Source organism: Priestia megaterium (assembly GCF_046599315.1).
Lineage (GTDB): Bacteria > Bacillota > Bacilli > Bacillales > Bacillaceae_H > Priestia > Priestia megaterium_F.
In genome coordinates this window covers 598652-615128 of sequence record NZ_JBKIKC010000002.1, presented here as the reverse complement: position 1 = coordinate 615128, position 16477 = coordinate 598652, and the positions used below count along the sequence as shown (strand labels likewise).

The following is a 16477-nucleotide window of genomic DNA, read 5'->3' as shown; positions in this document are numbered from 1 at the left end:
ATGGTTTTTGACAAGTAAAGAATTCCATGGGTATAATCTATATTCACTGAGTTTAAGTATTAATGATAAATTGTCGAAATTTTTACATAAATTAAAGGTTACATTCAAAATGAATTGTGGTATGTTATAAAACAAGAATATTTTATGAAAGGAGCATTGAAATGGAAATGTCTCTTGAACACGGAAACGATGCAGGAAGCGAACAGCTTATTGATCGTATCCTAGACTTTTTAGAAGATGACGAGAAGTAAAACTGAGAGTGTGCGGTCTAGCCGCGCACTCTTTTTTTATCACGTGCGCAAAGTCAGTGCCATACTATGATACATAGGGATAGAATGAAAGGGTCTCTGTCAAAGGGATTGACGAATGGTTTTGTTTGATAGAAAATTTAGAAAAAGGAAAGAGATGAAGAGCATGTTGAACAAAACATCTTTGTATCAAACAAAAGAACAGTTAAAAAAGCTTGTAAGCGAGTTGGTATCTATACCTAGTGTGACAGGAACCATGGCAGAAGTGGAGATGGCTGAATCGATCGTGTCGTACTTATTAAAACTGCCTTATTTTCAAAAAAACGAGCACGTCGAGCTTCATTCGACAGGAGACGGGCGATCGATTGTCACGGCTTTTGTCGAAGGGAAAGATACGAATAAAACTGTTGTACTAGTAAGTCATTACGACGTAGTGGATGTACAAGATTATGGACAGTGGAAAAAGGATGCTTTTCAAGCTGATACATTAACGAGTACATTTTATAAACATATGGAGCAAGTTCCGGCGCACGTACAAAAAGATATGATAAAAGGAGACTGGCTTTTTGGCCGAGGAACGATGGACATGAAAGCGGGTATTGCCCTGCATATCAGTATGATTGAACGAGCGTGCAACGGGGAGTTTGACGGGAACATCCTGCTTCTATCAGTGCCGGATGAGGAAGTAAATTCACTTGGGATGAGAAAAGCAGTACCTGTTCTTTTAGAACTTGCGTGCAAATATAAGCTGGATTTTTCTCTTATGCTAAATGCAGAACCGGTGTTCAGCCGCTATCCTGGAGACCAAACGAACTATGTGTACTCAGGTTCTATTGGCAAGATCATGCCAAGCTTTTTATGCTATGGAAAAGAAACTCACGTAGGGGAACCGCTAGCGGGTTTGAATGCTAATTTACTAGCTTCTTATTTAACAAAAGAAATAGAATTAAACGTTGATTTTTGTGAAACCATAAGAGATGAAACGAGTCCGCCTCCTACGGTACTGATGCAAAGAGATCTAAAAGACGAGTATTCAGTTCAAGTCCCGCACTCTGCCGTTGTATTGTTTAATTTATTTATGCTAAATCGCTCTCTTAAAGATGTAACAGATCTGCTGCTAAAATCCGCCAGCAAAGCGGCTTTGAATGTGAAAAAACATTATCAAAAAGCTGCTAGGCAGTATGCTGAGGGGATGAAGGGGGCATCTCTTGACGTGAACGTATGGACGTATGAAGAACTTTATACTCATGCAGTAAAACAGCACGGGGAAAAATATGTACAAGAAATGGAAGCGGAACTTTTAGCACAAGAGGATGATGACAGAAATAAAACCATTAAATTAGTAAACTCTTTAGCCGGTTTATGTAAAGAAGCAGCTCCGATGATTGTCTTATTTTTTACGCCGCCTTTTTATCCTGCCGTTTGTTCACATAATGATCCGCTTATACAAGGGATTTTGTCTAACGTACAGGCAATTGCAAAGGAACAATTCCAAGTGAAGCTAGTTGAGCAAAGTTATTTTGGCGGGATTTCGGATTTAAGTTATGCTAGCCTGCAGCATCCGCTTTATACTTTTAACACGTTAGTAGCCAATATGCCGCTATGGAATAAAGGATATCATATCCCCTTAGAAGAGCTAGAGAAGCTAAGGATGCCGGTGCTGAACATTGGACCACTGGGAAGAGATGCACATCAATGGACAGAAAGATTAGACGCTCAGTATTCTTTTGAGATTTTGCCTCACTTCATTTATCAAGCTATAAAAGAAGCTCAGAAATAAACATCCGCCTGCGGATGCTTATTTGTTAAATTTAAAAAAGGCTCCTTGTACAGTAAATTGTTGTGGTGTTAGGGCGTGATCCAATTCAACTAAAAATGGGCGCTCTCCAACTTTTTTTAAAGTATCATGGACAATTCCTTGAGTTCCGCTGCAAAAGATAAGGTTTCCCCCATTGATATGTAGCTTTTGACAACATGCATTAATGGAAGAGTCTCTATAGCTTTCTCCAGGCCGAACGTCTAGTAGTTTTGTCCACTTGTTGATAGATTCTTCAAGGTTATGTACAGCACAGTAAATGTTTTTTAGCTGCAGCTGACCGGCTTGGTGGGAAGAAAGAGCCGCTAGCTTTGGTTTGCGCTTTTCTTCCAGTTCACCCCACTCAATAAAGAAAGGAAGAGGAAGGGAATCGAGGTCATCTTCAATAAAACACATTTTCCATTGAAGCTGTTCTCCATCACTGGTTTGACGAGAGCCTTCTACAGGACCTTTTATAGTATAGTTCTTGCGCTGCAGCTCGTTTATTAGCAAATCCATATCATCTGTACGAAGTGCAAATCGACCAAAATGACCAAACGGTGTATGTTCGTTAACAAGCTGCTGAATAAGATCATTATCTGTAATGGTTTGAGCTAATGCCAGATCTCGGAGCCCGAGCCACTCGATATAGCTCAGGTTAAAATAAGCCAACGTATTAAAAGTCCCCCATTTTTCATGGATACCGCCTTTAATGACATTCATTCCGTATTCGTTTAGTTCTTTCTGAGCGCTAATAGGATTAGGTGAAAAATGAACAAGGTGATCAAAAGATAATTGCATGAATAGGCCTCCTTTTAAGAGAGATGCTTTCCATTATTATACTTTATTTTCTCTTTCAAGAAGAGCAAAACGAATGATTATGTAAGATGTAAAATAGAGAGCTTAAAAAAAGCAAGCCGTGTACGTTTGAGACTCGACTTGCTTTTAAGTTATTTAGCGGCGGCAACCATGTCCTTTAAAGTAGCAGCCACATGATTTATTAAACCATGGATATGAGCAGCAAGGCGAACCGCATTGACAGCGGTGACGACGGCTAGAACGGCGAGTAGAGCGATAAGTAGAACGACGGCTAGAACGGCGGGTAGAGCGACGGTTAGAACGACGGCTAGAATGGCGAGTAGAGCGATAAGTAGAGCGACGGTTAGAACGACGGCTAGAACGGCGAGTAGAGCGATAAGTAGAACGACGGTTAGAGCGACGGTTAGAACGACGGTTAGAACGATGGCTAGAACGGCGAGTAGAGCGTCTTCTAGAACTTTTACGTCGAGAAGTTGGCTCTTGATACATAAATGTTTCGAGCTCCGTACAAGAGAGAGATTCTGCTGCTTCTCTAATTTTTTGAGCAGTGATATGCATACAAACACCTCCTTAGGATCTAATCAAGTAGTACATAATACAATATGTACAAGGAAGGCGTTTGGATATAGTGAAAACATGGAATTTGTCTAAATTTACGAATGAAATGGGGTGGGTTTGATGCTTCAAATCCTAGAACATAAAAGAGTGGACATCGCTCTTCAAATAGTAGCTGTGCAAGTAGAAGCCTATCAAGAAGAAGCAAGGCTCATTGGGTTTTCAGACATTCCTCAGCTTACAGAAAACAAAGAAAATATTATGAAAAGCAAGGAAGTGTTTATCGGAGAAATGATTGAAGGTAAGCTAGCAGGTGTGCTATCGTTTGAAAAAGAACATGGGAGATTAACAATTTGCCGCCTCGTTGTGCTTCCCCAGTACTTTCGAAAAGGCATCGGAAGCCGTCTTTTAACACATGTACTTCAAAGATATTCAGAATGTGAATGTATGGTGTCCACAGCCGAGCGAAATACACCTGCGATTAAGTTATACGAAGCCCATCAGTTTTCAATTATAAAACATACTGTAGCTGCTGATAACCTTGTATTAGTGACAATGAAAAAAAACACCTAATACAGGTGCTTTTACGATGAAAGTGTTTGCTCAGAATAATCTAGGGCCGTATGGCGCTGAATCAGAAGTAAAGCAGCTAAAGCGACAATCGCTCCGATAATAAAAGGCAGCGTCATATTAAGTTTAAAGGCAAATGCACCAAGCAGAGGACCAAAAATACGCCCTAAGCTATCCATTGAAGCAGTTAGCCCCGAAGCAGAGCCGTATCCTACTTTGGTTCTCATCGTAATTAATGAGAGAACACAAGGACGAATAAGGGCATTTCCTGCTGTAAATATGCACAGAAATAAGGTAGCATTAGCGGCATTGGAAGATAACAAAATAGACGTAAATCCTATTGCTGAAACCAGCAGGCCAATAGCCATCAGTTTTTTTTCATTTCCTTTTTTAAATCGCTGCAGTACACCGCCTTGAATCAATGCTTGAGTTAAGCCACTCGCCATAAACATCCATCCGATTGTTGTAGGAGTAGCATTAATTTTCGCTATTTGAAAAAATTGAAAAGTAGCTTCTAATCCAGCGAGCGTAAAGGTTGCTAAAAAAGAAAGAACATATAAATACTTCATGGCTCCTTGAAAATCTGACGTGAAGTCATGCCATCTGGATGTCTGTACCTTATCAGCCGTCTCTTTTCGTAAAGATTCTTTTAACGTAAAGAATGAGAACGCTGTCATAATCAGTGACAAGATACCAGAGATAACGAAGGGAACAAACAGGCCGAAAGATGAAAGGACACCGCCTAATGCCGGTCCAAAAATAAAGCCTAAGCCAATCGACATTCCTAATAGTCCCATTGCCCTCATGCGGTTTTCTTCATCTGTACTATCAGAAGCATATGCAAAAGCGCAAGGAATAACAGCTCCTGCAAACAAACCTCCGATGATGCGTGAGGTATACATCAGGCTTAGAGAGTTTTGTGCCACCGAAAAAAGAAAAAAGCTTGCGCTAAAGCCAAGTAACCCCCAAAGTAAAATGGGGCGACGGCCTTTTACATCTGAAAGCTTCCCCCAAAAAGGTGCAGTAATAAAAGATGCGATCGAATAGCTAGCCATTAGTATCCCTAAATTAACTGTGCTTGCACCCGTGGCACGAATAACTTCAGGTACGATTGGAATAATCACTCCAAAGCCGACAAATACCATGAAAATGACAAACATTAACGTTCCAAGCTGTTTGTTCATATGCAATTAAGCCCCTTTCTCTGTAGAACATGCCATGAGTTTAGTATATCAAATACAAAGAAGTTTTTTACGTATATTTGGTAAAAAGCTTTTTATTTACACGTAAAGAAAGTATGTTAATATTTAACTGTTTTGCTAATAATGATATCATTAAAGGGAAAGGGAAGTGAAGCGATTGCCAATATGGATTGTATTTGCTGGAATCATAGGCGGTCTTTTAGGATTTGGAGCGCTAGTGGATTATATAGCTAAAAAGAGAAGTATTGAGCTAGATCCAGAAGAAGGGATAAAGAATGCTTCTGATGCAGAACAAATCTATATGGAGAATTATCTTTATCAAACAAAAGAAAATAACAATCACTTTCAATAAAAAAAGCTTGGAGATGATCTCCAAGCTTTTTTAATGCGGTAAAAAGATGAGCTGATAGAGAAATAAAACAGCAAAGACATAAACAAGCGGATGAACTTGTTTACTTTTCCCTTTTACCAGCTTCATTAACGGATAAGAAATGAAGCCAAGTGCAATTCCTGTTGCAATACTTGATGTAAGAGGCATTGCTAGAACAACTAAAAAGGCAGGGAATGCTTCATCAAAGTCATTCCAATTAATTTTAGCTACAGCACCCATCATTAAGCTTCCAACAATAATTAAGGCAGGTGAAGTAATGGCTGCTACGCCAGAAACCGAGCTTACAACCGGGCTAAAGAACGCTGCAACAATAAACAAAATGGCTACCGTCACACCCGTTAGACCTGTACGTCCGCCTGCTGCCACCCCAGATGAAGATTCAACGTAAGCAGTTGTTGGACTTGTACCAAATAAAGCTCCGATCGTTGTACCAAATGAGTCAGCAAGCAATGCTTGACGCACGCGAGGCATCTTATTACCTTTCATAAGACCGGCCTGTTGAGCTACTCCTACCATTGTACCTGTTGTATCAAAAATTGTAACAAGTAAGAACGAAAAGACAACTGTGTACAAATCATGATGAATAACATCTCCAAAAGCAGCAAAAGGATTTGAAATCATTAAGCCGTCTGGAAGGTGAGGAGCAGCAAATAGACCTTTATCAAATGAAAGCTGTCCTCTAAAGAACGCAATTAATCCTGTAATAATCATACCGAAGAATAAAGCGCCGTTTACATTTAGTGTATATAAAATGATTGTAATCGCAAGTCCAATCAGTGTTAAAACTACTTTTTCTGACTGCAAATCACCAAGTCCAATTAAATTTGATTTATTCGCAACGATAATACCAGCTGAACGAAGACCGATAAAAGCAATAAATAAACCGATACCAGCACTAATCGCGTGCTTTAAATTGTTTGGAATAGCTTCAATTAATTTTTCACGAAACGATGTTAACGATAGGATGATAAAGATAATACCCGCTACAAATACAGCTGAAAAAGCAGTAGCATAATCGATACTTCCATTTGAACCAACAACTAAAGCAGCAAAGTATGCGTTCATTCCCATGCCGGGAGCGATAGCGATTGGATAGTTAGCTGCAAGAGCCATCCATAATGTAGCTACGACTGCTGAAATAATAGTAGCTGTAAATACTTGATCAAAAGGAACACCGGCGCTGGACAAAATAACTGGGTTCACAATTACAATATAAATCATTGTTAAAAACGTTGTAATACCAGCTAAAATCTCCGTTTTAGCATCCGTGTTATATTCTTTTAACTTAAACATAAGTAACCTCCAAAAATAACGAACATTAAAAGCAACATGATATATAATATTCGTTTTTTGCTTTAAATGCAATAGATTTGCATATAAAAAATCAAAAACTAAAAAAGTGATGATAAAAGAGCTAAAGCGAGTGTGAAATATTTCTTTTTTTCGGTGCTTTTTATAGTGTGTACGTATAGAAGAGGCTCATACGAAAAAAAGCCGCTTAGGCTACAGCGGCTATGTTGCTTGCTTTGACGAAACAACTATCGGAAATTTTATTTTAATGGAAAGAGTTAAATCCTGATAGGTATATTCTAAGCGCCCATGGTATTTGGAAACAAGTTCAGAAATAATCCACGTGCCAAGGCCTTCGTGACGTTCTTGCTTTTCTGTAACATGAAAAGAAGTAAACAAATGATCTTGACGCTCCCTTGACAAAGGAGAGCAGTAGAATTGCTGATTTCTAAAATGTAAATGCCACTTCGAATCATGCTTGAAACCGTTACTTTCTTCTTTTCGGAAGAATGAGCGGCTTCTAAAGCATTATGCAGTAAATTCATGATGAGATTCATTTGATCAAGGTGCTTTAACGGTAGCTGCAATAAAGGGGAATCTAAGTGAATATTCATATGTATTCCCCATGAATGTGCTTGATTCTTACTTTGATGCACAACAGAAGCAACGTGAGAATATTCACCTTGAATATAGGAAGCTTGTCGATTTGTACGGCTGTTTTATTTGCGATTGGTTATACGATGTTTACCAAAAGCCGCTGGGTGCTTGGTAAAGGGTAAAAGACTGCTGAAAAGCGGTCTTTTTTGTAGGAAAATAGAATGTGAAAGAGAATGTAGAAAGAACGGAGAGTGAGATAATTGCAGCCTATTATAATAGAAGAGATTCCTCATTCTATAAAAAGTATGTAAAGCACCTCATAAAACTGATGTCTCCAAAGCAGGGATGTACGTCAGATGTGGGTATCCTTCATACCGCTACAAGGAGCTATGTTTTAAAGTGAGTAAAAGGGGGAAAATACATAAAATGGTTATATAGAGAATATTTTGTGTTGGGGAATATCCAAGCGCTGATGAACTTTCAAAGCCCGGCTGCTTTTGGTAGAAGGATTGTACGAGTTTTTCTAAGGAATAATGACAGCATTTTCTTCATTTGTTGAACGTCCGCTTTCTTTGACGAATTCATACTAGTTTTGTCACGTATGAAGGGATTTAAAGGTTTCTCTCGAAATGGCTAGTAAATGAAAAAAATGGAGGGATGGAGCATGACGATGAAAACAGTAGATGTGGCAAGGTCGCTGGGAATACATCCAAGTACGGTATTAAAATGGGTTAAGATGGCGGATATCGAGTTAGAAAGAAATGAATCGGGACACTGTGAGTTTTCAGAAGAAAATATTGAGGCACTTAAGAGCTTTCAAAAAAAACGCAATCGTCAAGCCGTTGTCAAAGTGGTAGAAAAAGTAGTAAAGAAAGAGGAAGTTGTTATATCTGATGAACGTGCGCAAGACATGCAAAAGCAGCTTGATCAGCTTTTTTTGAGACTCATTGAAAACGAAAAGCGTACGGAAGAAAAAGCGGGAGAAGTAGTGACATTTCAAATTTTAGAGCATCGCTCAGAAATTGATCGATTAAATAAAGTAATTACGAAATTAGAAAATCGAGTAGTTGAACTTGAAAGTCAGTTAAAAAACGAAGATAGCTTAAAAGCCAAAAAGCCTGTTCCAAGATGGAGAAGCTTTTTAACCGGTATTTTTAGTTATTAGCAGCAATTTACCATAAGGGTAAATTGCTTTTTTTATGGAATTTTATGAAAAATACATCAATTTGTACAGATTTGTGGAAAAAAATCTCAATAATGGTTGACGAAACGCTTAGTAATTTGATAAAACTAATTAAGTTAAGAAAGTAAAATACTTTCATAAATACATATTCGTTATCATGTGATAACGAAAAGGAGAGTGACAAGTGAAAAAAAGAGAAGAGCTCGTTCAAGAAATGGAGACGCTGTTTCGCTTTGTGTTCAGACAGCTTCGCCAAGAGATTAATGAAGTATACAATTCAGAGCTATCAACAAATGAATTTATGGTGCTTCGTATGCTGGTTGATTCAGGCAGACAGCGATCAACTGATTTATCAAAGTACCTTCAAGTGTCAGCAAGCCACATTACTGCAGTAACCGACTTGCTGTTGTCAAAAGGCTACATTATACGTAAAAGGTCTGAAAGCGATCGACGTATTATTGATATTGAACTGACCAAGGAAGGGCAAGATATTTTTAATGTGATTCAAGAAAAAAAACGAGCGTATTTTCTGGAGCGTTTTGAGCATTTTACAGATAAAGAAATTGAAACGGTAAATAAACTGTTCCACAAAATTAAAGATAATAAAAAATAAAGCGCTTTAAATGTGAAAAAAATAATCAGTGAACATTGGCTTTGCTGATTATTTTTTTGTCTTAAAATGCAAAGAGGACAAAGAGCAAGTTAGTTGGTGAGAACATAAAATCAGCGTATAATAATAGAAAGAACACATGAAGGAGGTCATCTTTTTGACAGAAAAATATGAAGTAGCAACTTTTGCCGGAGGCTGTTTTTGGTGTATGGTGAAGCCATTTGATGAACAGCTAGGGATTATAAAAGTTGTATCTGGCTATACAGGCGGTCACAAAGAGAACCCGACGTACAAAGAAGTATGTTCAGAAACAACGGGCCACTATGAAGCGGTCCAAATTACATTTGATCCAGAAGTTTTTCCATATGAAAAGCTTTTAGAACTATACTGGCCACAAATCGATCCCACGGATGCAGGTGGACAATTTGCCGATCGAGGCGACTCGTATCGGACAGCTATCTTTTATCACAATGAACATCAAAAGGAGCTAGCTGAAGAATCCAAACGCCAATTAGAAGCAAGCGGTCGCTTCGCTGAGCCAATTGCTACACAAATTTTACCCGCAAAACCGTTTTATGAAGCGGAAGAATATCATCAAGGTTACTACAAGAAAAATAAATTCCGCTATGCCATGTATCGACGCGGGTCTGGACGTGATCGTTTCATTAAAGAAAACTGGAAAGACTTCGGACGCGACGAGCAGCTGAAAGCGACCTTAACGCCTATTCAATATGAAGTGACTCAAAATGATGCAACGGAACCGCCGTTTCGCAATGAATTTTGGGATCATACAGAAGAGGGTATTTATGTAGATGTTGTATCGGGAGAGCCATTGTTTAGTTCAACTGATAAATATGATGCCGGATGTGGATGGCCATCTTTCACAAAAGCGATTAATAAAGATGAAGTAAAAGAAAATATGGACGTTAGTCACAATATGGTTCGCACAGAAGTACGAAGCAAAACGGCTAACTCTCATTTAGGTCATTTATTTGATGATGGTCCGCAAGATGCAGGCGGCCTGCGCTACTGCATCAACTCAGCGGCTCTTCGCTTTGTTCCAAAGGAAGATTTAGAAAAAGAAGGATACGGGGAATACGCTGTTTTATTTAACAAATAAGATAGTATGAAAAAAGAAGAGTGTGATTCAACTTAAAGTTGGCTCACGCTCTTCTTTTTGTGTTTTCTTTTGTTTTATTTTTGATCGAATTAGACTATAGAGAAAAAGGAAAGGAATGTAGCCATAAATAAAGTAAAAGCCGGTTATGGATAATCTTGTATTAAGCTGATCGATGGTTTCTCGATCATCAAAGAAAATAGAAAAACCAAGAAGGGCAATGAGAACTAATATGAGAAAAATTGTAGGTGGCTTATTAAATGTTTTACTAAATCCACGAATTGTACACCATACGCTGACAGCAATCGTAGGAAGGACAACTATAAGCCACAGAGCAATTAAAATATATTCAAAACGCTGTAAAAATGGAATTTCAATAATTTTGGCCATCGTTAAAGTCGGCCAGATCGTATGCATTAACTGTCCCTGGCTAAAGTAGGCAAATGACACTAATGCTGTGCACAAATATAAAAAAGTGCTAAACAAAACGCCAAGCTGCCCCCATTTTTGGCTAGTAGCGCCATTTTTTATAAAAGGATAGAAAAAAAGCACGGATTCAAATCCTAAATTCTCAAAGGTCATCACTTTAGTCGAAATCAAAAATTCCCATATCGTGTGATCAAACAAGGGAAATAAATTATTAATGTGCCCATACTTTAACGGGTAAATCAAGGCAAGTGCGAGCGGCAAGGGAAGCATGACCCCAAAGAAAGCAATTCCAGTAATTACACGAAATCCACCGGAAACTGTATAGTATATAATAGGTAAGTAAACAAGTGATACAACCCATGTTTCAAGCTGTGGAAACATCCATATTTGTAAAATCTCTACGTACGTTCGGTAAATTGTTAACGCAAAGATGAAGTAATAAACTGACGCCGCAAGAGTTAAAGCTCCTCCAAGGTATTTACCAAAATACAACCGGTGAATATCGATAATATCGCTGTTTTCACGGACTAATATATTAAAAACCATCGCTAATAAAATACAGATGCTAATTGCAGCAAGAATAATGGATATCCAAGCTTCATAACCAGCTCCTTTAATAATAAGACGCTGAAATCCTAGTATCCCAACGCCAATCTGCGTAGAATGCACTAGAAAAAAAAGAAAAGAAGGGGAAACTTGATTTTCTTCTTTAATTGTATTATGCATCTTTTCTTCCTCCTAGTTGCTAATCCCGGTTTGAATAAGATGAACACGAGCTTTTACTTCAATATTCATATCCGGATATTGGGCTTTGAATTCTTCACTGTTAAACCCGCGTGTTTTACTTCGAACATAATCTGTAAAACAAATGGGATCGACTTTATGCTTTTGAAGTTTCTTAATAAATGCGTCTCCATCTTTTTCAATGTCTTTTTGGAGCGTTTTTTCAACCATTTTAATACGAGCCGGGTCTGTTAAATCCACCCATCCAGGAAACTCTCTTACAAGGCCATCGATAGTTAAGTGCGCGACGATACTTGGATTTTGATGATTTCCTTTAATTTCATACTTTGTTTTAGTGCGCAAGTTTTGTAGAACGATTTCGCTTTCACGGCCATTTTCTTTAATTTTTACAGAGTAGCGGCCGTGCTTTGTTCCGCTTGTTAGCAGCTTAAATAAAAATGTTTCTTTCATTCCGATGGTTGTAACGACTTTTTGGTCTTTAAACAGCGCTAGGCCCTTTAATTTGATGGCATCTTTTTGCTGCGCTAAAACAGGCAAATACGGGTCGCGGTCGTCACTAAAAAAACTGAATAAAAAAATTTGTAAATTGGTGTTAGGCAAATTTTCTGTTCGGATATTTTGTTCAATCAAATTAGAAATAAACTGATAGTCTTTAATCTTCTTTTTTGTAACAGAACTCAATAATTCATGTGCGTTGCCATCTACAATGCTTAATTTAATATTACGTCCAAGGTCTGGATTTCTAGCAATTGTATTTACTAATTCATTTACGCCATGTGTTGCAAATTCTTTTCCCATGACGATGCTCCTTAGCTGCCCAAAAGCGATTGGGAGAGATGATTTATTGTTTAAAAGAAGTGGAATATCAAATGATGAATTAGCAGTAGCCGCAATAATACTTGGTTCTTCCGTTGGGCCGTACTTATAGATAGGGTATAAAATGGTTCCTCTGACTTTATTACTTTGAGGAATATAATCATATCCTATGGAGTTGACTACTTGAATTTCGTCAATTGTTTCACGGTCTGCACAGCTCGTTAAGAAAGTAAGGCAAGTGCATAAAATAAGTATTCTCTTCATGACGTTTCCCCGCTTTACTCATTATCTAAATTACTTTTTCTTTTAGCCTTATTCGCTTTATTAGGGTTATAGCGGAAGCGCTCTAAAGGATGCAAGTAGCTTGGGCGCTTAGCTGTATGACTATACGGCAATCTCAAAAAAGTATCACGGTATTCTCTTGGGCGGAATGGAAAGATAGGAACAAGATAAGGCATGCCCAAAGATTTTAAACGAAGCAGGTGAACCAGCAAGAAACAAAAGCCAAACGTGATGCCGACTAAACCAAACGCAGTAGCAAACAAAATAAACGGAAAACGTAATAACCGGATGGTGTTAGACATTTTAAAAATAGGTGTTGTAAAAGAAGCCAAGGCTGTTAGTGAAACAATAATAAGTAAAATATTGCTCGTTAACGCAGCTTCTACTGTTGCTTGTCCAATAACAATCCCGCCTACGATTCCCAGTGTTTGCCCTACTTTTGTTGGAAGTCTGGCTCCGGCTTCTCGAAGCAGTTCAATAGTAACTTCTAAAAAAAGTACTTCGATAACAGGTGGAAAAGGAACGTTTGTCCTTGAAAAGATAATAGGCCCAAGCAGATCCTTTGGAAGCATCTCATAATGATAAGTAACAATAGCCACATAAAGAGGCGTAGCAAAAATAGAGAAAAAGACGCCTAAAATACGAATAACTCGGAAAAATGAACCTAGAACCCACGGTAAATAGTAGTCTTCAGGTGAAATAAAGAAGTCAAGCAACGTTGACGGTCCCGTAACTGCGTAAGGGGAACCGCTCGAAAAGAAGGCAGCTTGCCCGTTTAACAGGCTAAACAAGACACGATCAATGCGTTCTGTTGTTAAAAAGAGCGGAAACGCCGTAGAAGAATTATCAGAAATTAATTGATCAAGCATCGTACTATCGAAAATGACGTCAAAATCTATATCTTCAAGGCGCTGCGTCATAGTGTCTACGTGCTGAGGATTCGTTACGCCTTCTAAGTAAACAAGCACCACGCGCGTTTTCGATTTATTTCCTACGGTAAGTTCTTTAAAAATAAGGTTTTCGGAAATAACCGTTTTTCTCATTAAGTAGAGGTTGACATCTAAATCCTCTACAAAACCAATTTTAGGACCGACGACGCTGAACTCGTTTTCCGTTTCATTTTCTTTCCGAAATCCTGTATCAAAGCTTTGAACTTTAATAAGAGCTACTAGCTTATCGTCTTTATGCAATTGAAACATCACGTAGCCGCGCAGCATCTTTTCTAAAATTTCCTTTGTATCTTTTGTAATTGAAATATCTTCAATAGGCAGAACATTTTCGACTTCATGTACACTGCTTAACGTGAAGTCTAGTTTTTGAAAAGGCTCGAGTATTTTATCTTCAACACTTTGCATGTTGACCAGCTGCTTAAAATAAGTAATGATGTATTTTCGATGCTGCGAGCCAATGGCTAATGTCATAAAATCACTTGATTTTTTAAATTGGTTAATCAGTTCATCCAGTGATTTTTTAGGCTGATTGTCTGCATTTTTTCTTTTAAATAAATGTTTAAACATAACCGTTCCCCTCGCATGACTTTCTATTACTGGTAGTTTGTTCATGTACTTCCTTTTTATTCGACTATTTTTTCTTAAGAAAAAAGGAAGAATATAAAGACAAACTTTACACTCTTTTACAGTGGATAAACATTGGATTTACGTTTGAATGATAACTTTAGAAATGTCAAAGACAATCACATAAAGGAGCGGGTACATTTATATGAGAAAAAAATTAGCAGGTATTACACTGGCAGGGGCGGTAGCTTTGGCTTCGTTTGGTTTAGGGAATTCACTTATTCAAACGGAAGCAAAAGTGGAGCATAAACCAGCTAAGAAGCCCCAAAATGTCATTATGATGGTAATGGACGGGACGAGCTCAAATGCTACTACACTCGCAAGGTGGTACAAAGGAAAACCGTTACATATGGATCAGCTGATGGCAGGAGGAGTCCGTGCGTATTCGGCAGAATCTGCCATTACAGATTCCGCTCCGGCAGCTACTGCTTTAGCAACAGGAAATAAATCAAATTCAGGTTATGTAGGTGTGCTGCCTTCGGTAGTGAATACGCCTGGGGTTAAACCAGTAGAAAAAGAGGAGCAATTTCGTCCGGTAGCAAACGTTCTAGAAGGAGCCAAGCTTTCAGGGCGCGCGACAGGAATTGTGGCGACATCTGAAATCCAGCACGCCACACCAGCTGGTTTTTCAGCCCATAATTATAATCGTGATGATTTTCAAACGCTAGCCGAGCAGCAAGTGTATCAAAACATTGATGTAGTGCTGGGAGGAGGCAAGCAATCTCTTCTTCCAGGAAAAGAGGATAAAAGTCGAAAAGACGGTGAAAACTTAGTCACTGTATTGAACAAAAGAGGATATGACTTTGTGGAAAATAAAAATGAATTAGAGCAGTCAAACGCTAAAAAAATCTGGGGGAGCTTCGCAGATCGAGACTTAGCATATGATATGGATCGACCACAAACAAAAGCGGAACAGCCAAAGCTATCTCAAATGACAAATAAAGCAATAACGACATTATCAAAAGACAAAGATGGTTTTTTCTTATTTGTTGAAGGAAGCAAACCAGACTGGGCAGCTCATTCGAATGATCCAATAGGAATGATTAGCGATGTGTTAGCGTTTGATGAAGCTGTGGGCAAAGCAGTAGAGTTCGCTAAAAAAGATGGAAATACGATGGTTATTGCGATTGCTGATCATGGAAACAGCGGTCTTTCAATCGGTAATGCCAATACAACCAAAGGGTACGATACCACACCTGTTTCCGCTTATATTGATCCATTAAAAAAAGCAAAAATGACATTAGAAGGTGCTACGTCTAAATTAAAAGAAGATTTATCAAATAAAGAAGAAGTAGCTGCTTTGTATGGTTTATCAAATCTAACTCCAGAGGAAGAATCGCAGCTGACTAAAGCAAAGGATAAAAAAGAAATCAGTGCTACACTATCAAAGTTATTAGCCAACCGAGCAAACCTTGGATTTACAACAGGCGGTCATACGGGTGAGGATGTATTTTTATACTCATACGGCGTAAATCGACCAACGGGGCACTTTGATAATACGGATATTGCCAAACATATGGCTAAGTCAATGAACATTAACTTAAATGAGTTAACAGACGAATTATTTATTGAAGCAAATAAAGCTTTTAAAGGCTCAAATGTAGCGGTTGACTTAAAGGACAAAAATAATCCCGTGCTGGTTGTTACAAACAATAAGCGAACGGTACGCTTCCCAGTCAATAAAAATATTGCTGTTGTAAATGGAAAAGAGATTCAAATGGACAGCGTGGTGGTACAAGACAAAAAAGGTCGCTTCTTTGTATCGAAACAAGCACAGCAAATTGTAAAAAATGAGAAATAAGAAATCGATTTAAAACGGGCCGAAGTATCACTTTCGGCCTGTTTTTTTACAAATAATAGATGGATAATTAGGTTTATTTAACCTTTAAAGAGCAATGAATTGATTTATTTTACAAATAAATAGCTTTGAACTCTTAAAGGAATGGAAGTCTGCACCTTTAAATATACGTAATTTATACTATGAAATAGTATAATAATCATAGTTTTAAAAGGAACTAGTTCGGAATACATATGTAAGTTCATAACGTTGTATGCTAAAATTTTTATAATAAAATGAATAAAAAATACCTAAATTATTATGGTGAAATCATAAATACATGGTTATTAAGGATAATATGTAATTAATTACCTTGAATGAAAAGTAAAAAAAACAATAAAAGTACGGGAGAAAGAACGCAGAACATGTTTTAATAGTAAGAGAAGATAAAATGATTGAAAAGAAGATCGTGTCACCT

At 38.0% G+C, this 16477-nt stretch carries 15 protein-coding genes; 7 read left to right on the top strand and 8 right to left on the bottom strand.

Features of this window, described 5'->3' with window-relative positions; all coding sequences use genetic code 11:
- The first annotated feature begins 414 nt into the window (after positions 1 to 414).
- Positions 415 to 2028 (top strand): M20/M25/M40 family metallo-hydrolase, encoded by a 1614-nt coding sequence (locus tag ACLHDF_RS10485; protein ID WP_413918783.1) that lies wholly within the window; start codon positions 415 to 417, stop codon positions 2026 to 2028.
- An 18-nt stretch (positions 2029 to 2046) separates the two neighbouring features.
- Here ACLHDF_RS10485 and ACLHDF_RS10480 read toward each other — a convergent pair whose 3' ends face one another.
- Together ACLHDF_RS10480 and ACLHDF_RS10475 are read right to left on the bottom strand one after the other, a co-directional pair.
- Positions 2047 to 2844 carry a VOC family protein gene (locus tag ACLHDF_RS10480; protein WP_413918782.1) on the bottom strand — a complete coding sequence of 266 codons (798 nt, stop codon included), beginning with the start codon at positions 2842 to 2844 and terminating at the stop codon, positions 2047 to 2049.
- Between the two features lie 153 nt (positions 2845 to 2997).
- A complete protein-coding gene (locus ACLHDF_RS10475; RefSeq protein WP_413918781.1) occupies positions 2998 to 3420 on the bottom strand; it encodes a CotG/ExsB N-terminal domain-containing protein in 423 nt (140 codons plus the stop codon).
- 120 nt (positions 3421 to 3540) lie between these two features.
- On the opposite strand from ACLHDF_RS10475, the gene ACLHDF_RS10470 reads away from it, so the two are divergent.
- The gene (locus ACLHDF_RS10470) at positions 3541 to 3990 is read left to right on the top strand and encodes a GNAT family N-acetyltransferase (protein ID WP_413918780.1); all 450 of its coding nucleotides are present in this window, start codon (positions 3541 to 3543) and stop codon (positions 3988 to 3990) included.
- Between the two features lie 11 nt (positions 3991 to 4001).
- Here ACLHDF_RS10470 and ACLHDF_RS10465 read toward each other — a convergent pair whose 3' ends face one another.
- A complete protein-coding gene (locus ACLHDF_RS10465; RefSeq protein ID WP_413918779.1) occupies positions 4002 to 5171 on the bottom strand; it encodes an MFS transporter in 1170 nt (389 codons plus the stop codon).
- Positions 5172 to 5346: 175 nt separating this feature from the next.
- On the opposite strand from ACLHDF_RS10465, the gene ACLHDF_RS10460 reads away from it, so the two are divergent.
- Positions 5347 to 5541 (top strand): hypothetical protein, encoded by a 195-nt coding sequence (locus ACLHDF_RS10460; protein WP_413918778.1) that lies wholly within the window; start codon positions 5347 to 5349, stop codon positions 5539 to 5541.
- Between the two features lie 30 nt (positions 5542 to 5571).
- On the opposite strand, the gene ACLHDF_RS10455 is transcribed toward ACLHDF_RS10460, so the two are convergent.
- On the bottom strand, positions 5572 to 6873 hold the full coding sequence (locus ACLHDF_RS10455) for an NCS2 family permease (protein ID WP_413918777.1): 1302 nt from the start codon (positions 6871 to 6873) through the stop codon (positions 5572 to 5574).
- Between the two features lie 296 nt (positions 6874 to 7169).
- Positions 7170 to 7484, bottom strand: coding sequence for a GHKL domain-containing protein (locus ACLHDF_RS10450; protein ID WP_413918776.1), 315 nt, complete (start codon positions 7482 to 7484; stop codon positions 7170 to 7172).
- Positions 7485 to 8131: 647 nt separating this feature from the next.
- Here ACLHDF_RS10450 and ACLHDF_RS10445 point away from each other — a divergent pair.
- From ACLHDF_RS10445 to msrA, 3 genes are all read left to right on the top strand, one after another.
- Positions 8132 to 8632 carry a MerR family transcriptional regulator gene (locus ACLHDF_RS10445; RefSeq protein WP_413918775.1) on the top strand — a complete coding sequence of 167 codons (501 nt, stop codon included), beginning with the start codon at positions 8132 to 8134 and terminating at the stop codon, positions 8630 to 8632.
- A 202-nt stretch (positions 8633 to 8834) separates the two neighbouring features.
- Positions 8835 to 9263: a MarR family winged helix-turn-helix transcriptional regulator gene (locus ACLHDF_RS10440; RefSeq protein ID WP_413918774.1), complete on the top strand. Its 429-nt coding sequence runs from the start codon at positions 8835 to 8837 to the stop codon at positions 9261 to 9263.
- A gap of 154 nt (positions 9264 to 9417) precedes the next feature.
- On the top strand, positions 9418 to 10380 hold the full coding sequence (gene msrA / locus ACLHDF_RS10435) for a peptide-methionine (S)-S-oxide reductase MsrA (RefSeq protein WP_413918773.1): 963 nt from the start codon (positions 9418 to 9420) through the stop codon (positions 10378 to 10380).
- Positions 10381 to 10407: 27 nt separating this feature from the next.
- On the opposite strand, the gene ACLHDF_RS10430 is transcribed toward msrA, so the two are convergent.
- Genes ACLHDF_RS10430 through ACLHDF_RS10420 form a run of 3 tightly spaced genes read right to left on the bottom strand, consistent with a single transcriptional unit; the run spans position 10408 to position 14165 of the window.
- Entirely contained in the window at positions 10408 to 11532 is a 1125-nt protein-coding gene (locus tag ACLHDF_RS10430) for a GerAB/ArcD/ProY family transporter (protein WP_413918772.1), read from the bottom strand.
- Between the two features lie 12 nt (positions 11533 to 11544).
- Positions 11545 to 12630 carry a Ger(x)C family spore germination protein gene (locus tag ACLHDF_RS10425; RefSeq protein WP_413918771.1) on the bottom strand — a complete coding sequence of 362 codons (1086 nt, stop codon included), beginning with the start codon at positions 12628 to 12630 and terminating at the stop codon, positions 11545 to 11547.
- 14 nt (positions 12631 to 12644) lie between these two features.
- A complete protein-coding gene (locus ACLHDF_RS10420) occupies positions 12645 to 14165 on the bottom strand; it encodes a spore germination protein (RefSeq protein ID WP_413918770.1) in 1521 nt (506 codons plus the stop codon).
- A gap of 202 nt (positions 14166 to 14367) precedes the next feature.
- Between ACLHDF_RS10420 and ACLHDF_RS10415 the strand changes: the two genes are divergently transcribed.
- Entirely contained in the window at positions 14368 to 16023 is a 1656-nt protein-coding gene (locus ACLHDF_RS10415; protein ID WP_413918769.1) for an alkaline phosphatase, read from the top strand.
- Positions 16024 to 16477: the final 454 nt, after the last annotated feature.